This is a genomic window from Companilactobacillus kimchiensis, assembly GCF_001438805.1.
In the GTDB taxonomy this organism is placed as follows: domain Bacteria; phylum Bacillota; class Bacilli; order Lactobacillales; family Lactobacillaceae; genus Companilactobacillus; species Companilactobacillus kimchiensis.
Genome location: NZ_JQCF01000001.1, coordinates 109,835 through 135,740, shown reverse-complemented (window position 1 = coordinate 135,740; position 25,906 = coordinate 109,835). Strand labels below are relative to the sequence as shown.

The window sequence follows — 25,906 nt, the reverse complement described above, 5'->3', positions numbered from 1 at the left end:
AAAATGTTAATTGATGAAAAGTTCTTCTCCAAGAAAGTTTTATTGTTTAATAAGGATTTATGTAATAGAAATCAAGTGTTTGCAGTTATTTCCGCTGAATTAGAAAAAAAGGGAGTAGTAAAAAAAACATTTAGAGAAGCAATAGAAAAGAGAGAAAAAAATTATCCCACTGGTTTGGCTCTTACATCGGGAATAGGAGTGGCAATTCCACATACTGATCCAGAGTACATAAATGAGAATCAAATTGGATTTATGTCTTTGGAAAAACCAGTTGAATTTAGACAGATGGGAAGCGATACGGAAGTTGTTCCGGTCCGATTGGTATTTGTATTATGTTTGAAAGAAGCACATAAGCAATTGGATATGTTACAGAATTTGATGGAGTTATTTGGAAAGAAAGAAGTAATAAATGCTTTTATCTCATGTAACAATGAAAATGATTTTATAAAAATAATTAATGGTAAGTAAAGGGGTGTTCTATCATGGGTGTCATTCAGTGGATTGTTAATTTAGGAGCCAGTGTTTTTTTACCTATTCTCTTGTTTATTTTTGGTCTTATTTTACGCATCAAACCTGGAAAGTCCTTTAAAGCTGGCTTAACAGTGGGCATTGGTTTCATAGGTTTAAATTTGGTGATTGGAATTTTGACCACTAATTTGGGACCCGCAACAAAACTTATGATTCATAATTATGGACTACATTTACAAACTATAGATGTTGGATGGCCAGCAGCATCTGCCATTGCTTATGGGACAGCGTTAGGTGCTTTAGCAATTCCAATTGGAATTATTGTTAATATTATTCTCCTTGGCGTTGGTTTAACAAAAACGCTTGACGTTGATATTTGGAATTACTGGCATGTTGCTTTTGCCGGATCAATCTTGTATATGCTAACTAAAAATATGTGGTTAGGAATTTTCTGCATGATTGTTGTAACAATGTTCACATATTTCTTTGCTGATTTAAGTGCACCAACGGTCGAAAAGTATTATGGATTACAAGGAATTTCGTTTCCACATGGTTTGTCAGCTCCAGGATATGTATTCGCCTTACCTTTTAAATGGTTATTTGATCGTATTCCAGGACTAAACAGAGTACATATTGATGCTGAGACTATTCAGAAGAGGTTAGGTATCTTCGGAGATACTACAGTTCTAGGTGCAATTATTGGTTTGATTATTGGTCTATTAGCCCATATGACTGTCGCTAAAGTTCTTAACTTGGCTGTAAGTATGGCTGCTGTAATGATGTTAATGCCAAGGATGGTTTCATTATTAATGGAAGGTTTAACACCAATTTCAGAAGCTGCCAATAGTATGGTCAAAAAACACTTTCCCGGAAGAAAATTATACATTGGTATGGATTCAGCCTTAGCCATTGGTCAACAAAGTGTATTATCTGCTTCATTGATATTAATTCCTATTACATTATTACTTGCTGTTGTATTGCCGGGTAACAAAGTTTTACCATTTGGTGATTTAGCAACGTTACCATATTTCTTCGCTTTGTTTGCTGCTGTTTTTGAAGGTGACATTTTAAGAACTGTTATTGCTGGCGCCGTTGATATTATTATTAGTTTATATGTTGCAACATGGTTTGCACCAGTTGTTACAAAATTAGCAATTGCTGCAAGTTTTAATATGGGCGGTAATTCATCTATTTCTGCATTAAGTGATGGCGGTCTATGGACAAATTGGATCTATCTAGTTATTGGAGAAAAATTCCAGTGGTGGGGTCTAGGTGCATTATTCTTAATTGCGCTAGGATTATTGATTTGGCTTAAGAATAGAGACGCAAAACAAATGGAAAAAATTGAAAAGGCTTAATAAAATATAAGGAAGTTATTACTATGAAAAAATTAATGATTATGTGTGGTAGTGGAGTCGCAACGTCAACTGTTGTTATGGGAAAAGTAAAACAATGGTTAGCTGATGAAGGATTAGAATCACAAGTTAAACTGTATCAGAGTAAAGTTGCTGAAGAAGTTAATCATATTGACGACTATGACATTGTAGTTTCAACAACGTTAGTCCCAGACAATATCAAGGATAAAGTTATTAATGGCGTTCCGCTACTAACCGGAATGGGTTCAGATCAGGTATTTGAGGAAATTAAGAAAGAAATTGAGGCGTAATTATTATGTTGGTATCTTCTAAAGTTTATTTAAATGATGCATTTAACAAAGGATATTCTTTCCCTCATTTTAATTATTGGGATAGTAATTCCATTCGTGCAGAAATTGCGGCTGCTGAAGAATTGAATTTACCAATAATTCTTGCTTGGGCTGAAAAACATTCCCCAGAAATTGGAATTGATGATGCTCTTGGATTGGGTAAGTATTTTGGATCACAAGCAAAAATACCAGTGATTCTTCACTTAGACCATGGCGTTACCTCAGATTTGGTAAAAAAGGGAATTGATAACGGATTTACTTCGGTAATGATTGATGCCTCAGCCAATGAATTTGGTGATAATGTAGCAACTACTAAGGATATCGTTGAATATGCACATAAACGTGGAGTCGTTGTTGAAGCCGAAATAGGACATGTAGGAACAAATTCGACTGAAGATAATAGCAAATATACTGAAGTCGACGCTGCCAAGAAATTTGCTGAATTAACAGGGGTTGACTCAATGGCCGTTTCAATTGGTACTTCACACGGAACATATAAGACTGGGACCCCTAAATTGAACTTTGATAGGCTTCAAGAATTGAGACAAGCAATTTCTATTCCATTGGTATTACATGGAGGATCATCGTCAGGTGATGATAATCTTCGTAAAGCTGCAGAATTGGGAATTACAAAAGTAAATATTTATACGGATTTAGCAAATACTTCATTACACGCAAGCCAAGCTAAAGAATACGATACGGAAATGGATCTAGCTCTTGCTCAAAGAACTGCAATTAAGAATCTATGTAAACATTACTATGATGTTTTTGAAACCAATAAATATGTGTATCACGTTTAAAAGATAAGTTCAGATTGGAGTAAGTAGAATGTTAAAAATTAAAAGACCATTCTTTATAGTTAATCCTAAATCATATTTGTATGGTAAAGATTCAATGAAAATGGCTAAAATAGCAGATAAATTAGCAAAAAAATATAATATTGATTGTATTTTTACGGGTCAATTAATTGATTTACAAAAGATTGTATTAGAAACAAATAACTTAATAATTACAGCGCAACATATGGACTCACTAGTTCCAGGAAGAGGAATGGGACACGTATTACCAGAGGGACTAGTAGATGCGGGTATTCAGGCTGTTGTTCTAAATCATGCTGAAAAACCATTAACTATTGCTAAATTAGACGCAACAATTAAACGCGCTAAAGAGTTGGGATTAATGACAATTGTCTGTGCAGATACTGTTGAACAATGTAGAGCTATCGCTGAATTAAATCCTGATTGTATGATCTGCGAGCCCAATACTTTAATAGGTACTGGAAATAGTAGTAATGAAGAATATATTTTAGAAACCACTAAAGCAGTTAGAGAGGTAAATTCCAATATTTTAATTATGCAAGCCGCTGGAGTAAGCAATGCTGCTGATGTTAAAAAAGTGATGACTTTAGGAGCAGATGGAACAGGTGGAACAAGTGGAATTATCAACGCACCAAGTTGGGAAGATAAAATTGATGAGATGATGTCTGCCTTAGTTAAATTCAAGAAGTAGGGTGAAATTATGAATATTTATCAAGAGGACGTTAAAGTAAAAACCGAATCAAGAGTTACTTATGATAATATTACTGATCAGGTTAAATCGATTGTTGCAAAATCTGGAATCGAAAATGGTATCTGTTTAGTTCAGACATCACATACAACATGCTCAGTTTTGTTTGAGGAATTCACGCATGATAGAGACTACAATGGTGATGAATTTTTACAAGTAGATTTGAATAACATTTTAGATAACATAGTTCCGAGAGAGCTATCTGAGAATACTAATTATAGATATCCGGGTCCAAAGCATGTACAATTTTTAGCAGATTTGGCTAGAACAAATCCTAATTATCCAGATGATCCTGGTACTATTTTGAACGGTGATGCTCATGTTAGAGGATCCATGTTTGGTGGTAATCAGACGTTCGCTATTAAGGAAAGTAAATTATTAATTGGATCAGTTGGTTATATTTACTTTGTAGATTGGGATCAAAATAGGAATCGTAATAGAGTTTGTCATGTATTAGTTATGGGTGAATAGAATATAAAGACTAATTTAAAATGTATAAATTTACTTAGTACCTAACTTACTCATAAAATTCCAATTTTTAAATAAATAATATTTACTAAGTATTTATTGAACAAAACCGTAATATTTAATCGATTAATAATTCGGAGTATTTTTAATTATTCCCCATTATACGAATTTAATAAGCTTGTTAACTATAGTTATACTAGATCATTAGTCGAGTAACCGTGAGTTACGTACTATCATGATTTGTGATACAATAAATACCGCAAAGAGAGAGCAACATGAATACACCAAAACCCCCAACTATCGTAAGTAGTTGAGGGTTTTTTAGTGGGCTAAGTTGCCTTTTATTTTTACTTGCGGTGTTTACGTTTTAGCCAATCAGTAAACACAAGTGGGGCAAAAAGAGAGTTGAACATTAAATACACCTCCAATCCGTTGCAGGATTGTTAAGGCAACGTTTAGAATCATACCATCTTTTGGAGTAGTTTTGAAAACGAGTATCTGAAGTATATTGATGACATAACGTTGTAAGGTGCTTAACTACCTGATAGATGGTAATTTATCTGTTGCTACAAGGTATAATTTTTTGTTTTCTGTATCACCATATATTGTTATTTTTAATAAACATAACTAAAACAAGGATTCCAACCAAATTAATGATTAGAACCCTCGTTGATTAATTTATTCTTCTAACATTTTTTTAACTGCAACTTCATTGTGAGCTAACCAACCACAAGCAGCGGCAGCAATGGCACCGACTAAATCGTCTAGAAAGACATTGATCTTACCGGTGGATTTATCATTGAGTTTGCCTAGAATACCGTGTTTTAACTTATCGACGTAACCATAGTTAGTAACTGAAACAGATCCATAGAGGCTGGCTAAAGTAATGGCCATATTTTCATCAATACCGTAAGTGGATTCATCAGTTTCCATGATTCGTTGCATTGGGGATGATAATAGACCCTTTTCAGCCAGAACGTCCAGCTCAATTCCGGTCATGATGGCATTTTGAGCCTCACGTTTGTGTAGAACTTTGTTGATGGCATAAATAGAAACTTCTTCATTTAATCCTTCAACATAATCCTTCTCTAGAAAAATGACGATTTCAGCGATATCAGTTAATTCGACACCACGATCTTTTAGATTTCTGATGATATGTTGATAATATTGATGGTCTTGTTCTTCATATGATACCAAAATTAATTACTCCCTTTATAGTTATTTTTCTGCATCCCATTCACCCTTAAATTCATCAAGAAAGTTGAGCATGTATTGATGACGTTGTTCGGCAATCTTTTTGGCGGTAGGGGTATTCATCATAGCAGTTAATTTTAATAATTTCTCGTAAAAGTGATTGATAATTGTTTCATTACTCAAATCACGATATTCGGCTTTATTCATTACTTGCCGTGGTTGAATATCAGGATCATAAATTGTTTCTGCATGAGCACCACCATAATAAATGGCCCGAATAATACCAATGGCACCAATGGCATCCAAACGGTCGGAATCCTGAACGATTTGACCAGCTAATGATAGCTTAGGTGGAGTACTGAGTGACTTACTGAAGGACATATTGTGTGTGATGAATAGCACCTCAGTGATTTGTTCATTGGTAAAATCAATACTATGCAAAAAGTCTTTGATCTGAGCCTCTAATTTGGCAGGGTTACTGACTAATTTATCGTCGGCTACATCGTGTAAATACGCCGCTGCTAAAGTGATCAATGGATCAGCAGATTCACTTTTTAAGATTCTAGTAGCGGTTTTAATTACACGTTGAATATGATCAAAATTATGGCCAGTAGTATCACTACTCATCTTGCTATAAGAATATTGTTTAATAGTCTCAAGTTGTTTTTCATATGTCATAAACTCAGTCCTTTTTTATCTGGATACCTATATTGTTACACAATTTGAATATAAATGGTTTTATATTTGAATGAGTCATAAATTTTGTTATTATGTAGGTGTTTAAACATAATAGGACGATGGCGTTCTAAGCTAGCTTGTTATATAATTAAATCATATTTTAGGGAGGCCTAACAAATGAATTACATTAATAAGGAAATACCAGATTTTAATGTCAATGCTTATCAAAAAGGTGAATTAATAACTGTTAGCAAAGCAGATTTGATTGGAAAGTGGTCAATTATCTTCTTTTATCCAGCCGACTTTTCATTCGTTTGTCCAACAGAGTTGAGTGATCTCCAAGATTCATATGCCGATTTTAAAGCAGCTGATGCAGAAATATATTCTGTTTCAGTTGATAGCCAGTTTTCACATATGTCTTGGGCTGAAACGACTAAAACAATTGGAAAAATTGAATACCCAATGTTATCCGATCAGACTCATCAATTGACTGATTTTTTCAATATTTTAGATAATGAGAGTGGTCAAGCTTATCGGGGTGTCTTTATCGCTGATCCTAAGGGTATTATCAAGTCCTATACGATTAATGCTATGGGTATCGGTAGAAATGCTCAAGAAATTTTAAGAACCTTGCAGGCAGCAGAATTTGTTGAAGCTAATGGGGATGATGTTTGTCCCGCTAATTGGCATCCTGGTGAAAAAACTATTAAGCCAAGTGGTAAATTAGTTGGCAAAATTTAATTTATAGCATGATTTGACTCTGAAAATAGTTTTCAGGGTCTTTTTTTGGTCTAGATAAGTGATGTTATGACGGTGCGTTAAGAAGAGACGTAATCGTTATAACAATATATAGTGATACAAAACAAAAAAAATCTATATCTTGTATCAAATGATAAATTACCTATCTATCAGGTTAGTTAAGCGCTTTACACCGATATGTCGTCCGTATGACCAAGATAATCGATTCCAAAATAGGTGGAAATGGTGGTATGATTTTAGCTGTCGGTTAAATTGATATTTTTCATAAATACAGTTTACAAGATAAATAAATTTCGATCGATTCAAAATATAATTACCACGATTATAGATTTTGTTTTGATCCAAGAGGAGAACAATCACATGAGTATTTTCGATCCAAGATGGTATGTCGATCAAATGAAACACTGGAGTTTCAGAAGTTACATGCTATTAATGTTTGGTCTAGGGGCCATCACAGCTTCAACCTTGTCACATTCACTTACTGGACTTGCTGTCTGGACATGGCTTGCCGGAACATTAGGTTTTACATGTACCGTAGCTATTACTAATGCCAAACCATTAAATGGTGTTTTAGGATTAGTTTCAGCACTTATTTATATTTATGTAGCTATTAATGCTAAGAACTTCTCTGATGTTGTTCTTCAATTAAGTTATATTGTCCTATTAGATATTCCTGTTTTGATCAGTCCACAATGGGCTAAAGATGCTGAAAAACATATCCATGGTCTAACAGGCGTTAAATGGCTTTTGACAGCTGTCTTCTTCTTTGTAGCTTGGGGTCTTCTATATTTGATGGATACACGTCTATTTATCAGTCCTCGTCCTATCGTTGATTCAGTTTCAGCTGCTATTGGTTTCACCGGTGCACTTCTATGTACATTACGTTTCCGTGAACAATATTATTTCTGGACAGTTCAAGGTATCATGTCAATCGTTCTTTGGGGACTTACAGCTACACAAGGTGATGCCAGTCCAGTTCTATTCTTAACTTACATCATGTACTTCATGAACGATATGATTGCTTTCTTCGATTCACATATTCACTGGTTCCATAAGGATGCTACAGCTAACCGTGCTAGAGATGAAAAATTATCTAGTGAAGAAGCTTAGACCTTATAGTTGCAATTAAATTACCAATTAGCTTATGATTATTAGCGATAATAATTTTAAGTAGGGTAAATTATGCGATTAAAAAAATATATTAAAGTAATTTTGTCAGTTACCGTTGGGGTAGTGTTGGTAGCTGATATTGCAGCTGGGGGCTATATGTTCAATTATGCCTTCAGTAAAAATGGTTATGCTAGTAAGGCGCAAGGCCCTTTGGGTAAAGATGATCACTGGTTGGCCGACCAAAAACAAGATATTTGGCAACAAACTACGAAAGACAAGTTAAAGTTAAAAGCCAGATATCTACCAGCTGAGCACAAAACCGCTAAAACAGTAGTTGTTGTTCACGGTTATGGTAGTGCTAGCAAGTATATGGGAACTTATGTAAAAATGTTTCATAAGGCCGGATATAACGTTTTAGCACCAGATAATCGATCCTTTGGCTTGAGCCAGGGGAAGTATGCGGGGTATGGTTGGAAAGATCGAACTGATTTAGCTAATTGGATCAAAATGATCAACAATGAGAACGGTGCACAGTCACAAATTGGACTTTATGGTATCAGCATGGGAGCTGCAACTGTAATGTATACTTTGGGTGAGAAACTTCAAAATGTTAAATTTGCGATTGCCGACTGTGGTTATTCGACGATCTCCGGTGAATTGGACTATCAACTAAAAGATATGTTCCATTTACCAAGTTTTCCAATCGTACCAACAGCTAGTTTATATGGTGATCTGTTAGCGGGTTATAACTTCTATCAGGCTAATACTAAGGATACTCTGAAGAAAAGTAAGGTACCATTGTATGTGATCCATGGTTCAAAGGATAAGTTCGTACCAACGAATAATGCCTATAAGAATTATGATTATGCCCAAGGTCCGAAGAAGTTATGGATTGTTAAAGGCGCTGGTCATGCCCAGTCGAAGCAAGTGGCTGGTCAAAAGTACGTTACTAATACAACCGATTTTGCAAAAGAATATTTTAAATAGAATTTAATATTAAAATAATAGCCGCAGTAATCATTTTTTGATTACTTGCGGCTATTGTTTTAGGTGAAAAAGGATTATTTTAGTATCTGTTCCAGTGATTTGCGAGGAACTTGATCTTTGGGGACTTTTTCCCAGGACATCACTTGCTGATGTTTGTTATTATAGGTTACTTTTAGGTAATTATGAGGTTTGATAGGACGACCCAAGGCACTGTCAAATTTGAGCAGTTTTTCACTGCCATTTTTATCGTAGCCATTTTGTTTGTAGTCGTATTCACGGTAGTCATTTCCAGAGTCATCTTTTTCAATGATCTCTTTATAAGAGTTGCCAATATAAGTGTAATAATCATCACCAGTATAATTGGGGACATACCAAAATTGGTAACCCACTAACGGGATCAATAAAATAATAATGATAACAATACTGGTCCAAATTTTTTTACTCATGATCATTCCTCTACTTTCAATAGGAATGATAGCATAGTAAGTCAGGCTTTTGTCCTAACGGTTTTGTAAGGTGGAGATCAGTTAAATGTTGAAACTATCAGTGTAATTAGTGATTTGATCATGATATTTAACTGTAATAGTGAATTGAGAGCTTTCGTCTATTCGATAGAGGAAAGTCTGGCCGGCTGGTAATACTTTACCGATTAGTGTGGTTAAATCAATTTGGGAGTCAAAGGCATCAATTTTAATGGGGACTTGACCATTGTTGCGAATCTCCAGTTGTTGATGATTTCTTTGGCAGAAAATATATGGACGGGTAGCTTGTTGAAGCATTTTGTTGCGTAGTTTTAAAGTAGCGAGAATTCGAAATAGGGCGATTGATCCTAAAACGACACCGGCAATTAAAGTAGCAGTTATCATAATAATAGTAATATCAAAAATTAATTCAGTTGAAAAATTCATATTATCACTTCCATTTGTTATTAGTATAAGTATTTCATAATAACGTTAATCTTACAATTCTGTCACATGAAACTAACGGTTCGGTTATAAAAGTGAATAATCATTTACTTTCTATGAGTGAGCAGTGATAATGATATTCGATAGATGTTTAAATATGTCCGTCAAAAATTCAAAAAGTACATACGCCTAGTTATGCAGACTCCGTAACTAGAATCGTCGTCCATCTTGTATGGACGACTTTTTTGTTATCTAAATACTTAACGGTGATAATTATAGGTAATAAGAGGTGATAAAGATGCCATTTATGATATTTTTGGATCAAATCCCCAAGGACCTTTATATTCCTTGGTATTTAGTCATAGCTTTTGTTGGATCGTTGATAGTCAGTTCAATCTTATTTGGAATTGTTGAAATCAAACATAGGAAAAATTAAAAATCCATATTAACTGAAATTAGTGAATATCAGCTAATATGGATTTTTTGTAATTCTAAAGTAACTATATATCGTTAAAATGAAATTTATTTACCGAATCTAGAAAACACTATCGAGTGGAAGACGGAAATATAATAACAACTCTGTTGATTTATAATTTAATTGAACTTGAGTTAGAATCGAAGATTAAATACGTTTAGTTTTATCCCAAGCATTTTGACCAATCAACATATGATAAGTCGATAAAATTAGACTAAAGAACAACATAATATAGATATAGGACATCAAACCGATAGATAGGAAAGCTTTTCTTAAATGCAATTTCTCATTGATCATATCAGATTCTTGAATAACAACGTTAGCTTGGTCATTTATTCTCATTTCATGAATATAAATCATCGTAAAGATAGTGCCAAATAGTAAACCGAGAATGGCTAAGGAAATCATCGAAACAAATAGAAACTCAGGATGTTCATGATATTGAATGATAAATTTGATGGTTAAATAAATAATACTAAAATCAGCGAAGATATTCAGAACTGGTTGAATAAAGAAACAATAGACATCAAACTTTTGAGCGTTCGACATAATTTTTGATTGAGTAATCGCTTTGAAATATTTCCAACAGTCCCAACCACCTTGAGACCAGCGAGCTCTTTGTTTGATTAAACTCTTCATACTCAAAAGAGCCTCTTGGTCAACATAGGCATCGGTAATATATTTGATTTTTAAACCATGTAATTCCAATCTTAAAGTTAATTCATAATCTTCCAGAAGAGCATCGCCCCAAGGATGAATCCCCATTTTTTTATAAACTGATGAATATCTGAAGAATTGACCATTACCACAAAGAGCCACAGCATTAAGGTTGGTTCTAAGTAGTTGCATTAAATGATTAACCACAAAAAATTCAATATCTTGAAAGGTTTGTAAAATATTTTTAGGAGTTTTCATTTTGACTCGCAATTGTACAGCATCAATATCTTCATTACCGAAAACATCATTTAATTTATAAATACTATTGCCACTGAGGATACCATCACCATCAATCACACCAACTAAACAATATTTGGGATCCAAATGTTGCTTGTCAATAAGCTTTTGAATGGTAGGCATCGCACTGTTGAGTGAGTCACCCTTGCCAGTTCTAGCGTTAGGAAATTTTCTTTGGAGAATAGTAATTGGACCAGCAATACTTTTAGCTTGTTTAACAGTATCGTCATCGGAATCATCGTCAATTACAATGATGTGTTTTTGTCCGTTTAGTTCTATTAAATGTTGCAAGGTATCCTTGATGACTTTACCTTCGTTGAGACAGGGAATCATAATAAAATAGAAAAATTTATCTATTGGATATTTTGATTTGTAGGCATTAGTTAATTCCTGTTTAAATTCCTTTTGTTTACTGAAGTAGATGAAATACATGGTCAAACATTCGACCATAAAAACAGTAATAGCTGTTAAATAAATAATCATTTTTGTCATCTCTTTAAATGTATTTCAACTTAATAATTGCTCATATTCAAGAGATGTTCAAACAAGTTGCGCATTTATATCTTGCTAAAACAAAATAATATAATTTTATGATAATAATTAAATAAATAGCATAATTAATAAAAATAGACTTGTAAGGGTTTCAAATTGGTATAATGAGATAGTGATGATATAGAGGGGGGAAAACATGACTACTTTGGTTGATGTAGCAAAGAAAGCTAATGTATCTAAGATGACGGTTTCACGGGTCATAAATCATCCAGACAAAGTTACCGATGAGTTAAAACGGTTGGTCTATGATGCGATGCACGAGTTAGACTATCATCCTAATATGATTGCTAAAGCATTGGTCAATAAGAGTACCATGATCATCAAACTCTGCATCCTAGAAGACATTGATACGACAGAACCATATTATATGAACTTGATGCTGGGGATTGCTAAAACTTTGGATCTACATCAATATTCTTTACAATTAGTAACACGGAGAAATTTTGATATTGGTAATTGTGATGGCTATATAATTACTGGTATGCGACAACAAGACGTCGAGTGGATTAAAAAATTGACTAAACCAGTTATTATGTTTGGTGAAAATCGGTATGGTTTGGATTATGTTGATACTAACAATAAAATGGGGACATATCTTTTGTCACAATTGGCTTTGAAAAAGGGCTATGACCGACTGATTTATATAGGAATTGATAGTAAAGAATCCTTTGAATATTCAAGGGAAGCTGGATATATTCAGCAAGTTCAAGAAAAAAGAATGGTTCCAGAGTTATACCGCTTTGATAATCATAGCCATTTAGGCGAAGAGTTTATTGAAAAAAATTGGGATAACTTTACGAAAAATACAGCCTTCATTTGTGCTTCCGATCGATTAGCGATTGGAATTGAACGGGGGATAGCTCGTCGTGGCGGCAAGATTCCGGAAGAATATGGTGTTACTGGATTTGATGGGGTCTTTTTAAATCAAGTAGCATCTCCTAAAATCACGACAGTCAAACAGTCAATCATAGAAATGGGTAGTACCTGTGGTGAGAACCTACTGGATAAAATCGAAAACAATGATACCCAAGGTTCAATTCTATTTGAACCTAAGATTTGTTTGGGTGGTACACTTAGAGAGTAAAATGTTACCGATAGCATCAACTAAAGCCTTGCTTGTGCGGGGCTTACTTTTTTATACTGGGGTGTAAAGGCTTACAAAAGGGGGAACTGTCGTGAATTGGTATGATCAAGCAATTATTTATCAAATTTACCCCAAAAGTTTTCAGGACACCAATGATGATGGTATCGGGGATCTTAGGGGAGTAATTAACCGTTTAAGATATGTTAAAGACCTGGGTTTTAATACGATCTGGTTAAATCCAATATTTGTTTCACCACAAGTTGATAATGGATATGATGTATCTAATTATTTCGCCATTGATCCGGTTTTAGGGGATACGAATGACTTTTCAGAGCTGATTGAGAAAGCTCATCGTTTGGGACTACATATTATATTGGATCTGCCGATAAATCATACATCTGATCAACATCCTTGGTTTAAAGATGCAGTGAATAATGCCAATAGCATTTTTAAGGATTATTATATTTGGCATCAACAAGTTGCTGGTCACGAACCAAATAATTGGGGCTCCTTCTTTGGTGGTAGTGTTTGGGCTAAAAATCCCCATAATACTGAGGAATATTATTTTCATTTATTTGATAAGCGAATGCCGGATTTGAATTGGAGAAATCCCGAAGTTCAAAAATCAATGGCTGATATCGCCAAATTTTGGCTGGATAAAGGGGTTGATGGTTTTCGATTAGATGCTTTTATTCATATTGCTAAGGCAAACTTGGAGCAGAATTCTTTAATTCAAGATGAAAAGTTTCCAATCGATGATACCTTCTATGCCAAATTACCGGCCGTTAAAGATTATTTGGCGGGATTTGTGAAAGAAATCAAAGCTTTTAAACCGGACACTTTTTTATTTGGTGAGGCCTCTTCTGCAAAAGCTCGAGATGCAGCTGAGTATACTCGTAAGGATGAGAACGTTTGTGATGTAGTAGTTAATTCAGATAATTTCGGTGAGAATTTTGATAGCAGTGATCCCAATATCCCCAGGTTCTTTCAACCTAGAAAACTATCGCTCAATTCACTTAAGCAAACATATGTGACTTGGGAAAGCATTTTAGATGACGTTAGTTTACCAACCTTGACTTGGGGGAATCATGACATTAGTCGTGTTTTGGATCGCCTGAATCTTCCCGTAGAAAATGATAAAGTAATGAAACTTTTAGCAATGATGTTATTTTTGCAACGTGGTATTCCCATCGTTTATTATGGTGAAGAGATTGGAATGCATGGATTAAAATATCAAAAAGTTACTGATTTTAATGATCAAAGAGCGCTCGATTTGATTACCAATTTACGTCAAAAATCTTTTGATGATCCAACCATTCTGAAGTTATTGAATGATCAAGATGAAATGACTGCACGTGGTCCAATGCAATGGGACAATTCCAAGTTTCATGGTTTTTCGACGCAAGAACCTTGGAATTGGGCTAAAACGGATGAAACAAGCGTTAATAGAGAGTTAAATAAGGCTAATAGTATTATGATGTTCTATGGAGAGCTTTTGAAAATCAAGAAGCACGATTGTTTTACAAATGGTAATTATCAATTATTGATTACCAATCCAGAAATTTATGCTTATTTAAGAAAGGCCAGTGATCATAAGGGACTAGTGGTTGCTAACTTTTCTGATCAAGAGAAGAGCTTTCAATTGCCTAAGGCGAATTGGAAGAGTGTTTTAGCAAATACAACAGTTAGGATAATTGATGGAGTTGTAAAGCTGGAACCATGGGATTGTTGTGCTTTTGAATCAAAATCATAGAGGGGTGTAATTATGGCAAGTCAAACAGATATCAAATTAAGAAAGGCACAAATATATTGTATCTTTGTCAGAAATCATACTAAGAAGGGTACTCTAAAGGCGATTGAACCAGACCTGGAACGAATCAAACAATTGGGAACCGATTGTATTTGGTTAATGCCCATTTATCCTATCGGCAAAAAAGATCGTAAGGGTAAAGAGGGTTCACCATATTCTGTGAAAGATTACCGAGCCGTAGATCCAAAATTGGGTACTTGGCAAGACTTTTTGAAATTGGTTGAAGCAATTCATGATCATGGTATGAAAGTTATGTTGGATATTGTCTATAATCATACTTCTCGTGATTCCGTTCTTTTACAGGTTCATCCAGAGTGGTTTTTACATGATAAAGATGGAAAGCTGTTGAATAAGAACCCCGAATGGACTGATGTTGCCGAATTAGATTATTCACACAAGGCATTGTGGAACTATCAAATTACAACCTTAAAACGATTTGCTAAAATAGTTGATGGTTTTAGATGTGATGTAGCGCCGCAAGTTCCTATCGAATTCTGGAAGGAAGCACGTAAGGAAGTTGCCAAAGTCAATCCTAAGACCGTTTGGTTAGCAGAATCAACAAGTAAGGATTATATCCAGAGTCTGGGTGAAAAAGGCTATCACGTTTCTTCTGATGCCGAATTATACAGTGCTTTTGACATGACGTATGACTATGATATTGATCAAACATGGCGGACGTATGTTAATGGCGATATTCCATTGAAGAAATATGTTGAAGCTCTGAACACACAAGGAGTTATTTACCCTAAAAATTATATTAAGATGCGAGCCTTGGAAAACCACGATCAACCACGGGCACACAGTCTATTTATTAATGAAAATGATTTGTTCAACTGGACAGCCTTCTCTGAATTCCAAAAGGGTTCAACGTTGGTTTATGCAGGCCAAGAGGCTGGTTTCAAAAAGACACCTAGTTTATTCGATAAGGATAAATTAGATTGGAAGTCGCAACAGATGGATCTTAGCGCTCTGATTTTGAGAATGCATCAGTTAAGTCAAAGCGATATTGAAGTTTCCGGGACTTACAAAGTAACAGCACTTGAGAATGATATTGTTGAAGTGACTTATCGTTTAGGCGAGATCATTCGAGTTGGTTTATTTAGTCTTAAAGGGATGTCGGGTGAGGTGCCAGTAGCTTTGTCAAGTGACAATTACACTAATATGATTAATAACTCGTTGGTTAAGGTCGAAGATGGTATTTTAATGGTCGATTATGAACCAATCGTGATTCAAGGAAAGACAAACGCTTAAGGGGATTTATAACAGGATAATGAGAACTGATCCGTAAGTGGATTTGGTTCTTTTTTTAATGCAATTTTATTTGTATTTCAAAACCTGTTATCGGTAACATCCTGAAAACGGTTGCAATGAAGGCGTTTTCGCATAATAATGGGAATCGTAATAAAGAAATTATTATTTTTATAGGGGGCTTTGGTAATGAAGAAGAACTTCTGGAAGCGTTTAGGTAAAAGCGTTGGAGTTGTTGCTTTGGCAGCCGGTGCAGCATTTATGTTGGCAGCCTGCAGCAATAGTTCATCCTCAGGTAAGGATGTTAAGATTACAATTCTTCAAGGAAAGGTTGAGAATAATAAGCAATTTAAGCAAATTGCGAAAGAGTATGAAAAGAGCCATCCAAATGTAAAGATTGAAGTTACATCAATTGGTGGTGGTACTCAATATGATCCAATTTTGAAGACAAGAATTTCATCAGGTAATGCACCAACAATTTTCAGTTTAGCTGGTCCTGCTGATGTTAAACAATTCAAAGCACATGAAGCAGATTTATCAGATACAAAGGCTGCTAAGGCAGCACAACCTGGAACTTTGGACGCTGTAAAGAGTGATCAAGGTAAAACAGTTGGATTACCATTTAACGTTGAAGGTTATGGATTTGTTTATAACAAGAAGGTCTTTGAAAAGGCTGGAATCGATCCAGAAAGCTTAACAACAGTTGATAAATTGGATGCTGCTGTTAAACAATTGGATTCACAAAAGGATCAATTAGGTATTAAGGGAGTCTTCGCATTACCTGGTAAGGAAGCATGGATTATGTCAGATCACTTGGCTAACCTATACCTTGCTCAAGATTACGATGGAAACGCTCAAAAGCTTTACAAGTCAAAAACAATGAAATTCTCAAAGAATGCTGATATGAAGACTATGCTTGATATGGAAAAAGATTACTCAATCAAGCCAGTTATGCAAATGGATTATTCAGCACAAGTTAATCAATACTTCTCACAAGGAAAAGCCGCTATGATTCAACAAGGTGACTGGATTTATCCAACAGTTGAAGGTATTGATAAGAACTTTGCTAAAAACGATATCGGTATGATTCCTATTCCAGTACCTGGTCAAGAAGGTAAATTACCAGTTGGTACATCATTGTACTGGGCTGTTAATAGCCAAAAATCAACTGCAGAACAAAAAGCTGCTAAGAACTTCTTAGACTGGATGTACACATCTAAGGCTGGTAAGAAGGATGTTGTTGATACATTGCACTTTGTTCCTGCATACAAGGGTTATGATAACTACAAGATGAAAGATCCTTTGACATCAGTAGTCTTCAAATACTCACAAGAACATCAAACAACAGGCTGGGCATTCCCAGGATATACAGGTACTTCATGGGATCCAGATGTAGCACAACCAAATCTACAAAAGTACTTATCAGGCAAACAAAGCTGGGATAAGACAGTTCAAAATATGACTGATGGTTGGGCAAAACAACAAAAATCAGCTAATAATTAGTAGTAACAAAAGAGGGCAATGAATATGAAAAATAGAAGTCTTTCGTTTTGGTTGTTTTTAACACCAACCCTCGTTGCGTTAGCATTGGTAGTATTTATTCCGGTACTTGAAGGTTTGTTTTATTCATTTACCAACTGGGACGGTTTAACATTTACCAAAATGGTCGGATTTCAAAATTACATAACATTGTTCCAAGATAAGGCGTTTCTTAACGCCTTTTGGTTTACAGTGGGGTTTGTAATTGTCACTGTCATTATGCTGAACGTAATAGGCTTGGGATTAGCATTATTAGTTACACAAAAATTCAAGGGAAATAATTTTCTACGTACTATCTTCTTTATGCCAAATATGATTGGTGGTTTGATTTTAGGTTTCATCTGGCAATTCATTTTTACTCAAGGTTTCCAAGCCTTAGGTAATGCTTTACACATGGATTGGCTACAAAACTGGTTGACTAATGAAACAACTGGTTTTTGGGGATTAGTAATCGTTACAGTATGGCAAATGAGTGGTTATATCATGATCATCTACATTGCCTACTTACAAAATATTCCTAATGAAATCATTGAAGCTGCTAAAATTGATGGAGCTTCAGCATGGCAACGTTTCACTAAGATCACGTTCCCAATGATTGCTCCGGCATTCACAGTATGTATGTTTTTAACATTATCAAACGGTTTTAAGATTTATGACCAAAACTTGTCATTAACAAATGGTGGACCTTACAATTCAACACAAATGTTAGCAATGGATATTGTTAATACTGCTTATAACTCTGGTAACTTCGCCTTATCAGAAGCTAAGGCTATCGTGTTCTTCGTCATCGTTGCAGCTATTTCTTTGATCCAAGTTGCTTATAACCGTAAGAGAGAGGAGGATCTCTAATGGGTAAAAAAGGTAGAACTACTTTAGGTATTGTTGGAATCTTGCTTGGTATCCTATGGTTATTCCCATTTTACTTAATTCTAACCAATTCGTTTAAGACACCAAAAGGGATCTTCGCATCAGTTCTCTCATTTCCACATCCTAGTACTGGTGATAACTATGTCAATTCCTTCAAGGCTTTGAACTTTATCGGTTCATTGACTAATTCACTAATTATCACAGTTTGTGCTGTGTTGCTCATTATCTTAGCTTCATCAATGGCAGCCTACGCACTCCAAAGAAACCATAGTAAATTGAGTGGTGGACTTCTCATGTTGTTCATTTCAGCCATGTTGATTCCATTCCAATCAGTTATGATTCCTTTGACGGCTAACTTTGGTGCTGTACATTTTCTAAATATGTGGGGACTTGTTATCATGTATGTTGGTTTTGACTGTAGTTTGTCAGTCTTCCTATATCAAGGTACATTATCAAGTATTCCCATTGCGATGGATGAATCAGCTGAGATCGAAGGCGCTAGTCGCTGGCAGATCTTTACGAAAGTCATTTTTCCAATGCTCAGTCCCATCACGGTTACCGTTGCAATTTTGAATATCATTGCTATCTGGAATGATTATCTATTGCCATCACTTGTCTTGCCACAAGCGCAATATACAATTCCACTACAAATGTTCAACTTCTTCGGTGAGTATACAAAGCAATGGCACTTGGCCTTAGCTGGTATCACTCTATCAATCATCCCCGTAATTCTCTTTTATCTATTTGCACAAAAGTGGATCATCAAGGGTGTTACCGATGGTGCGGTTAAATAATTAAAGAGAGGACTAGTTATTGTGATCAATTTGAAATCTAAAAATGGACAACGACTGATAGCGAGTGGCAATTGGCTGATGTCATTATTTACCATCAACTTCGCCTTTTTCCTGATTAACTTTTCGGTTATCTTGACCGCGATAATCTTGTTCAATCTAAAATTTTCAATGATATATAATATTGTGTTATTTATTCTTTGGTTAATGATCTCAGTCTTTACTATTCCTGGATTAATCGCGAGTTTTGCATCAGTTCAAGAGTGGCAGGTCAATGGGAGTGTAGGTTTCTTCAAATACTTTTTTAAAAAGTGGTTCGATTTTTTGAAGAACTATCGGCTTAACTTCGGATTAGGTTTGTTAGCAAGTATGTTTATTCTATTAAATAAATTCACTGTTGGTGATCCACAATGGCATATGGCAGTTTTGATTTTTACCTTTGTATACTGCATGGTATTGGTTGCCACAAGTTTTCAAATAGCAACTGGAAAATATGAAAATATTTTGACATTATTTGTTGAAAAACCCTTTCCACTTATTCTTTCAGTAATAGTATTTTCAATCTTGATATTGATGAATTTCGTTTTGCAACTGGCTTTTCTAAGTGTGATCTGTAGTGTTTCATTACCAACATATCTTTCATACAGATTGCTTGGTGGTCAAGTAGCTAAAAAGGATTGACTTTGGGTGTGGTGGACACATCTAGATTGATTAGTAAGATTAAACTTATTAGTTAACTGGAAGTCAAAAATTAAAAGGAGCGTTAAAAATGGTTAAAATAAACTTGGAACACATTTACAAACGCTATCAAGGTAATACTGACTATTCAGTTAGTGATTTCAACCTGGACATTAAAGATGGTGAATTCATTGTCTTCGTTGGACCTTCCGGATGTGGTAAATCCACCACATTACGTATGATAGCGGGCTTGGAAGATATATCAAAAGGTGACTTTAAAATGGATGACAAAGTCATGAATGAGGTATCACCAAAAGATCGTGATATCGCGATGGTTTTCCAAAATTATGCTTTGTATCCACATATGTCAGTCTTTGATAACATGGCTTTTGGTTTAAATATTCGTAAAAATGACAAGGAAGATACTAAGAAACGAGTTGACAACGCCGCTCAGATTCTAGGATTGACTCCTTACTTGAAACGTAAACCAGCAGCCTTGTCAGGTGGTCAAAGACAACGTGTTGCTTTAGGTCGTGCTATCGTCCGTGATGCCAATTTATTCCTACTTGATGAGCCATTGTCAAACTTGGATGCTAAATTGAGAGTCCAAATGCGGACGGAAATTGCTCAATTGCACCAACGTTTAGGACGTAATTTCATCTATGTTACCCATGATCAAGTTGAAGCCATGACTATGGCCGATCGAATCGTCATCATGAATGACGGTAAAATCCAACAAGTTGGTACGCCAGCTGAACTTTACAGCAAACCTACAAACAAGTTTGTTGCCGGATTTATCGGTTCACCAGCTACTAACTTCTTCGATGTTAAACTTGAAGGCGGTAAAATTGTTAATGATCAAGGTTTGAACATTGCTGTTCCTGAAGGTCAATATAAGGTGCTTGAAAAGGCGGGTTATGTTGGTAAGGAACTCACATTTGGTATTCGTCCTGAAGACGTTCATGCCGAAGAGGTTGCAATTCAAGCTTTCCCTGATGCTGTAATTAATGCTAATATTCAAGTTTCAGAATTACTAGGTGCTGAATCAATCCTTTACTCACAAGTCGGAGGAACTGACTTTATTGCGAAGGTTGACTCACGTGATCATCATAAACCTGGTGACGATGTTCAAATGGCTTTTGAAATGACAAAGGCACATTATTTTGACAAAGATACAGACGAAACAATTCTTTAGGGATTATCAAAGGTAATTAGGTATTTTTACCTAATTACCTTTTTTTATAGGAGGTGTACTTAATGCAAAGAATTTTTGAAGTAAATCCTTGGGACGTTGTGACCCACAAATTGGATAAAGATAACAAAAGACTCCAAGAGAGTTTAACAAGTATGGGTAATGGCTACATGGGTATGAGAGGTAATTTTGAAGAAGATTACACAGGTGACAGTCTGGCCGGAATTTATTTGGCAGGCATTTGGTACCCTGATAAGACTCGTGTTGGTTGGTGGAAGAATGGCTATCCTAAGTATTTTGGAAAAGTCATCAATGCGGTTAATTTTATTAAAATGAACTTCTTGATCAATGGTTCAAAACTTGACCTTAATAAAGATATAATTAGTGAATTTACATTAGATTTAAATATGAAAAACGCTACTTTGAATCGGTCGTTTGTTGTTGAAAAAGATGGTAGTAAAGTTAAATTTAGCTTTACAAGATTCTTGAGTGTAGCTCAAAAGGAACTATCAGTTCAAAAAGTTAGTTTTGAAAATATTTCTGATCAACCAGTTGATATTCAAGTTATTTCTGCTCTTGATGCAGATGTTAAAAACGAAGATGCCAATTATGACGAAAGATTTTGGAACGTTTTGGAAATCAACGATGACAGTATTATTGCCGAAACTAAACCAAATGATTTTGGTACACCAAGATTTACTTCAGGTATGCAAGTGAATTATGTCACTGATATGAAAAAGACTGATCAACAAGTTACTGATTTGGAAACTAGTCAGACTTTTACTAGCACATTAAAACCTCAAGAAATTGCTGAATTGGAAAAACGAGTTACAGTAGTAACATCGCGTGATTATGATTCAGTTGCTGAACTACGTGATGCTATGGAAGGTATTACAGCCAAAGTAGCAAAGGTTTCCTATGATGACTTATTTGAAGCTCATAGTAACGTCTGGGCACAGCGTTGGAATCAATCGGATATTAAAATTGATGGCGATGTTGATGCTCAACAAGGGATGCGTTTTAATCTCTTTGGATTATTTACGACTTATTCTGGCGAAGATTCACGACTTAATATCGGACCAAAAGGTTTCACTGGTGAGAAATACGGTGGGGCAACTTATTGGGACACTGAAGCTTTCTGTATTCCAGTTTACTTAGGAGTTTCTAAGCCAGAAGTATCCAGAAATCTATTGATGTATCGTTACAATCAATTGAAGGGTGCCTATGTTAATGCCCAAGAGCAGGGATTAAAGGGTGCTTTGTACCCAATGGTAACGTTCAATGGAATTGAATGTCATAACGAGTGGGAAATCACTTTTGAAGAAATTCATCGTAACGGTGATATCGCTTTTGCAATCTATAATTACACTAGATACACGGGTGATAAGTCATTCGTTCTCAACGAGGGTAGCAAGATTTTAACGGAAATGTCACGTTTCTGGCAAGATCGAGTTCACTTCAGTAAGCGTAACGGTCAATATATGATTCACGGTGTTACTGGACCAGATGAATATGAAAATAATGTCGACAACAATTGGTATACTAATTTCTTAGCTCGTTGGACTTTGAAATATACCTTGGAGATCTTAGGTGAAGTATCACCAGAGCAATTCGCCAAGCTGAATGTTACTGAAACTGAAATGAAACAGTGGCAAGATATTGTAGACAAAATGTATTTACCATTTGATGAAGATCTTGGAATTTTTGTTCAACATGATGGCTTTTTAGATAAAGATCTTGAACCAGTTAGTGCAATTCCAAAGGATCAATTGCCAATCAATCAACATTGGTCATGGGATAAAATTCTTCGTTCACCATATATCAAACAAGGTGATGTCCTTCAAGGAATCTGGGACTTCATGGATGATTTTACTGAACGTGAAAAGAAACGTAATTTTGATTTCTACGAGCCATTAACAGTTCATGAGTCAAGTCTTTCACCTGCAATTCATGCTGTTTTAGCAGCTGATTTGCACTACGAAAAGAAAGCGGTTGCATTATATGAAAGAACCGCTAGACTAGACTTAGACAATTATAATAATGACACCGCAGATGGTTTACATATCACTTCAATGACCGGTGGCTGGCTTGCTATGGTTCAAGGATTTGCAGGAATGCGTGTCCATGACGATGGGACATTGAGCTATAAACCATTCTTACCTAAGAAATGGAATAGCTATTCATTCAGACAGGTATTCAGAGGACGTGTGATCGAAATTTCGGTTCAAGAAGACGGACCACACTTTGAACTTGTTTCTGGTGAACCACTTGAAATTAAAGTTTATGATAAATCACTTATGCTTAAATAATTGTAAAATAAGGGTGTCTGGATATATAATTCAGGCATCTTTTTAATCAAAGGAGCTAACTAATATGGTTAAATTCGAACAGATCAAAGGATTTGTATTTGATTTAGATGGAGTAATTGCTAATACATCGGCTTATCATGCCCAAGCATGGCATCAATTGGCTGATGAATTAGACGTTACTTGGACTGAGGACCTAGGAAACCAACTAAAAGGTGTTGGTAGAATGGATTCGTTGAATCTGATCTTAAAGTATGGTGGTAAAGAGAACGACTATACAGAAGATGAAAAAATTAAATATGCTGCAGAGAAAAATGATAATTATTTGAAACTACTAGAATCATTAGATAAATCCGTAATTTTACCAGGTATGGGTGAATTTATTAAAGATATTGCTGATCATCATTATTTGATCTCATTGGCTTCGTCTTCTAAAAACTCACCACGAGTTTTGGAAAAATTAGATTTAGCTAAGTACTTTAATGAACGGGTTGATCCAGTCACTCTAAAACATGGTAAACCAGATCCAGAAATTTATACTCGTGGGGCTGAAATCTTGAATCTCAAACCTGAAGAGTGTGTTGGATTAGAGGATGCCGTTGCTGGTGTTAAAGCTATTAATGGATCAGGTGAAACATCTGTTGGAATTGGAGATCCAAAAATTCTTCATGAAGCTGATATTAACTTCAATGATACTTCAGAAGTAACACTTGAAAATATTAAGAAGGCTATGGATCAGATGTCCGATTCTATTGCAACTGATTAAGATATTTGAGACACAGAAGTAGGTAAATGTATGGTAGTTTCAAAAACAAAATTTGGGGAAACTGATGATAAATCAGTGAACCTGTACAAAATAACTAATAGTAATCAAACTAGTATCAGTGTTTTAAGTTATGCTGCTACTTGGCAAAATTTTGAAGTGATTGAGGATGGTCAAAAACATCCGTTGATCGAACATTTTGATAATTTGACTGATTATATTCAGACACCATATCAAGTGGGTAAGACGATTGGGCGTGTCGCTGGTCGAATTAATAAAGCCCATTTTACTATCAATGATGTTAATTATCAGTTGAAGCCAAATGATGGTCAAAATTTACTGCATGGTGGTAACAATGGCTTGCAGTATCAAAATTTTGATGCAGAAATTGATTCTGACAATTCAGTCATCTTTAGTCATGTTGTCGATGGTGAAGATGGTTTTGGTGGTAAGTTGAAGGTTAAGGTTCGCTATAGTCTAAACGATGATGACGAGGTTGCTATTACTTATACGGCCAGAACTAATCACGATACGTTGTTTAATCCAACTTGTCATGTTTACTTTGATGTTGGTGAAGGAAATATTCGCCAGCAACAGCTACAAATCAATGCTAAGCGCTTTTTAGACGTTGATGATGAGAAGATACCAACTGGTAAATTATTGGCTACAACCAATGCTTATGACTTCAAGAATTTTAAGAAGATTGGTCAAGGCTTGAAGCAATTAAAGCCAATGGATAAGTTTGAATATGATGATGCTTTTGTAGTCGGTGACAAAGCCGCTACAATCAAAAATGATCAGCGAGCAGTGGATTTATATACTGATCGTAATGGATTGATTATTTTTACAGCTAATCCTAAAGATTCACAAAAAGCTAGTCAATATGACTATGATTCTTTAGCTATGGAAATGCAGACATTACCTGATGCTATTAATCAAAAAGATTTTGGCGAAACAGTTTTGAATAAAGGCCAAAGAGTTAGTTATACCAATAAATACAAATATCGTAAATTGTAGATTAGAGGGATTCTATGAGGATTGAACACGTCGGTCTATTTGTCAGGAATATCGAGCGGACAGTTGAATTTTATGAGACATTTTTTGATGCTACATCATCGGAAAAATATCATAATCCGGTTACAACTTTTTCGTCTGTGTTTCTAACTTTTCCAGATGGTGCGAGATTAGAAGTTGGTTCTAGAGAAGATTTGAATAAACATCATGAAACCGGTTATCCGTTAGGTTATATGCACATTGCGATGTCACTTGGATCTAAAGATAAAGTGGATGATCTAACTAAGGAGATTGATGCTGCCGGTTACAAACATCTGAGTGGTCCTAGAACTACTGGGGATGGCTATTATGAAAGTGTTGTTTGTGATCCAGAAGGCAATCAAATCGAATTGACGGTTTGATTCTTGTTGGTAGTTCACTGCCGTCTTCCACAAAAATGGATTAATAATAATAAGCTCTCTGTATTTATTGGGTTAATTTCCGTATAGCTCAATATGTATAGAGAGTTTTTTTATATTTCAAATTTAGATAATAATAAAAAATAGACCCTCTATATTAATCGGAAACACATACTCAACCAATTAATATAGAGGGTCTTTGACAAAAAACTATTAAGCTTTCAACTATTTCTAATAGTATATTTTAACAAAAATCTAGCCTGGAACAAAAAGCAAAATTGACTCAGTGTTGAAGTTGTTCTTAGTGGGGAACCCACTTAGAACAAGGCCGAGTTTGAAGACCGTAGGGCTCCAAATCGTGCCCAACACGTTCCAGCCAAATTTTGCTTTTTGTG

General features: G+C 35.2%; 26 protein-coding genes. 21 read left to right on the top strand and 5 right to left on the bottom strand.

The features are described 5' to 3' along the window. Positions 1–3 precede the first annotated feature (3 nt). From IV57_RS00735 to IV57_RS00710, 6 genes are read left to right on the top strand one after another with little or no spacing between them, the layout of a single operon-like run. Entirely contained in the window at positions 4–468 is a 465-nt protein-coding gene (locus IV57_RS00735; protein ID WP_057879570.1) for a PTS sugar transporter subunit IIA, read from the top strand. Positions 469–482: 14 nt separating this feature from the next. Then, complete coding sequence (locus tag IV57_RS00730) at positions 483–1,826, top strand: PTS galactitol transporter subunit IIC (RefSeq protein WP_057879569.1); 1,344 nt, start codon at positions 483–485, stop codon at positions 1,824–1,826. Positions 1,827–1,849: 23 nt separating this feature from the next. Further along, positions 1,850–2,134 carry a PTS sugar transporter subunit IIB gene (locus IV57_RS00725; protein ID WP_057879568.1) on the top strand — a complete coding sequence of 95 codons (285 nt, stop codon included), beginning with the start codon at positions 1,850–1,852 and terminating at the stop codon, positions 2,132–2,134. Between the two features lie 5 nt (positions 2,135–2,139). Then, entirely contained in the window at positions 2,140–2,973 is an 834-nt protein-coding gene (locus IV57_RS00720; RefSeq protein ID WP_057879567.1) for a class II fructose-bisphosphate aldolase, read from the top strand. A 28-nt stretch (positions 2,974–3,001) separates the two neighbouring features. Continuing rightward, positions 3,002–3,682, top strand: coding sequence for a triose-phosphate isomerase (locus IV57_RS00715; RefSeq protein WP_057879566.1), 681 nt, complete (start codon positions 3,002–3,004; stop codon positions 3,680–3,682). 9 nt (positions 3,683–3,691) lie between these two features. Beyond that, positions 3,692–4,210: a YjbQ family protein gene (locus IV57_RS00710; RefSeq protein WP_057879565.1), complete on the top strand. Its 519-nt coding sequence runs from the start codon at positions 3,692–3,694 to the stop codon at positions 4,208–4,210. 675 nt (positions 4,211–4,885) lie between these two features. On the opposite strand, the gene IV57_RS00705 is transcribed toward IV57_RS00710, so the two are convergent. Further along, positions 4,886–5,404: a phosphatidylglycerophosphatase A family protein gene (locus IV57_RS00705; RefSeq protein ID WP_057879564.1), complete on the bottom strand. Its 519-nt coding sequence runs from the start codon at positions 5,402–5,404 to the stop codon at positions 4,886–4,888. Positions 5,405–5,425: 21 nt separating this feature from the next. Then, the gene (locus IV57_RS00700) at positions 5,426–6,079 is read right to left on the bottom strand and encodes an HD domain-containing protein (protein WP_057879563.1); all 654 of its coding nucleotides are present in this window, start codon (positions 6,077–6,079) and stop codon (positions 5,426–5,428) included. A gap of 177 nt (positions 6,080–6,256) precedes the next feature. Between IV57_RS00700 and IV57_RS00695 the strand changes: the two genes are divergently transcribed. The 3 genes from IV57_RS00695 to IV57_RS00685 all read left to right on the top strand — a co-directional run bounded on the left by IV57_RS00695 (position 6,257) and on the right by IV57_RS00685 (position 8,935). Further along, on the top strand, positions 6,257–6,820 hold the full coding sequence (locus IV57_RS00695) for a redoxin domain-containing protein (protein WP_057879562.1): 564 nt from the start codon (positions 6,257–6,259) through the stop codon (positions 6,818–6,820). A gap of 378 nt (positions 6,821–7,198) precedes the next feature. Further along, positions 7,199–7,948, top strand: a complete 750-nt coding sequence (gene pnuC, locus IV57_RS00690) for a nicotinamide riboside transporter PnuC (protein ID WP_083488835.1) — start codon at positions 7,199–7,201, stop codon at positions 7,946–7,948. Positions 7,949–8,020: 72 nt separating this feature from the next. Continuing rightward, the gene (locus IV57_RS00685; RefSeq protein WP_057879561.1) at positions 8,021–8,935 is read left to right on the top strand and encodes an alpha/beta hydrolase; all 915 of its coding nucleotides are present in this window, start codon (positions 8,021–8,023) and stop codon (positions 8,933–8,935) included. Positions 8,936–9,009: 74 nt separating this feature from the next. On the opposite strand, the gene IV57_RS00680 is transcribed toward IV57_RS00685, so the two are convergent. From IV57_RS00680 to IV57_RS00670, 3 genes are all read right to left on the bottom strand, one after another. Continuing rightward, complete coding sequence (locus IV57_RS00680; protein WP_057879560.1) at positions 9,010–9,381, bottom strand: YxeA family protein; 372 nt, start codon at positions 9,379–9,381, stop codon at positions 9,010–9,012. A gap of 81 nt (positions 9,382–9,462) precedes the next feature. Next, entirely contained in the window at positions 9,463–9,843 is a 381-nt protein-coding gene (locus IV57_RS00675) for a hypothetical protein (RefSeq protein WP_057879559.1), read from the bottom strand. Between the two features lie 619 nt (positions 9,844–10,462). Then, entirely contained in the window at positions 10,463–11,752 is a 1,290-nt protein-coding gene (locus IV57_RS00670) for a glycosyltransferase (protein ID WP_057879558.1), read from the bottom strand. 205 nt (positions 11,753–11,957) lie between these two features. Between IV57_RS00670 and IV57_RS00665 the strand changes: the two genes are divergently transcribed. The 12 genes from IV57_RS00665 (at position 11,958) to IV57_RS00610 (ending at position 25,514) form a co-directional block, all read left to right on the top strand. Next, positions 11,958–12,905 (top strand): LacI family DNA-binding transcriptional regulator, encoded by a 948-nt coding sequence (locus IV57_RS00665; protein ID WP_057879557.1) that lies wholly within the window; start codon positions 11,958–11,960, stop codon positions 12,903–12,905. 91 nt (positions 12,906–12,996) lie between these two features. Further along, the gene (locus IV57_RS00660; protein WP_057879556.1) at positions 12,997–14,658 is read left to right on the top strand and encodes a glycoside hydrolase family 13 protein; all 1,662 of its coding nucleotides are present in this window, start codon (positions 12,997–12,999) and stop codon (positions 14,656–14,658) included. A gap of 12 nt (positions 14,659–14,670) precedes the next feature. Next, positions 14,671–15,966: an alpha-amylase family glycosyl hydrolase gene (locus tag IV57_RS00655; RefSeq protein WP_057879555.1), complete on the top strand. Its 1,296-nt coding sequence runs from the start codon at positions 14,671–14,673 to the stop codon at positions 15,964–15,966. Positions 15,967–16,152: 186 nt separating this feature from the next. Continuing rightward, on the top strand, positions 16,153–17,466 hold the full coding sequence (locus tag IV57_RS00650; protein ID WP_057879554.1) for an ABC transporter substrate-binding protein: 1,314 nt from the start codon (positions 16,153–16,155) through the stop codon (positions 17,464–17,466). Positions 17,467–17,490: 24 nt separating this feature from the next. After that, a complete protein-coding gene (locus IV57_RS00645; RefSeq protein ID WP_057879553.1) occupies positions 17,491–18,351 on the top strand; it encodes a carbohydrate ABC transporter permease in 861 nt (286 codons plus the stop codon). After that, positions 18,351–19,163, top strand: coding sequence for a carbohydrate ABC transporter permease (locus tag IV57_RS00640; RefSeq protein WP_057879552.1), 813 nt, complete (start codon positions 18,351–18,353; stop codon positions 19,161–19,163). Before IV57_RS00645 ends, IV57_RS00640 begins: the two co-directional genes overlap by 1 nt. A gap of 21 nt (positions 19,164–19,184) precedes the next feature. After that, complete coding sequence (locus tag IV57_RS00635; RefSeq protein WP_057879551.1) at positions 19,185–19,841, top strand: hypothetical protein; 657 nt, start codon at positions 19,185–19,187, stop codon at positions 19,839–19,841. Between the two features lie 88 nt (positions 19,842–19,929). Then, complete coding sequence (locus IV57_RS00630) at positions 19,930–21,033, top strand: ABC transporter ATP-binding protein (RefSeq protein ID WP_057879550.1); 1,104 nt, start codon at positions 19,930–19,932, stop codon at positions 21,031–21,033. A 62-nt stretch (positions 21,034–21,095) separates the two neighbouring features. Then, the gene (locus IV57_RS00625; RefSeq protein ID WP_057879549.1) at positions 21,096–23,339 is read left to right on the top strand and encodes a glycoside hydrolase family 65 protein; all 2,244 of its coding nucleotides are present in this window, start codon (positions 21,096–21,098) and stop codon (positions 23,337–23,339) included. Between the two features lie 64 nt (positions 23,340–23,403). Beyond that, complete coding sequence (gene pgmB / locus IV57_RS00620) at positions 23,404–24,102, top strand: beta-phosphoglucomutase (RefSeq protein ID WP_057879548.1); 699 nt, start codon at positions 23,404–23,406, stop codon at positions 24,100–24,102. Between the two features lie 30 nt (positions 24,103–24,132). Then, on the top strand, positions 24,133–25,116 hold the full coding sequence (locus tag IV57_RS00615; protein WP_057879547.1) for an aldose epimerase family protein: 984 nt from the start codon (positions 24,133–24,135) through the stop codon (positions 25,114–25,116). 14 nt (positions 25,117–25,130) lie between these two features. Further along, positions 25,131–25,514, top strand: coding sequence for a VOC family protein (locus IV57_RS00610; protein WP_057879546.1), 384 nt, complete (start codon positions 25,131–25,133; stop codon positions 25,512–25,514). Positions 25,515–25,906 lie beyond the last annotated feature (392 nt).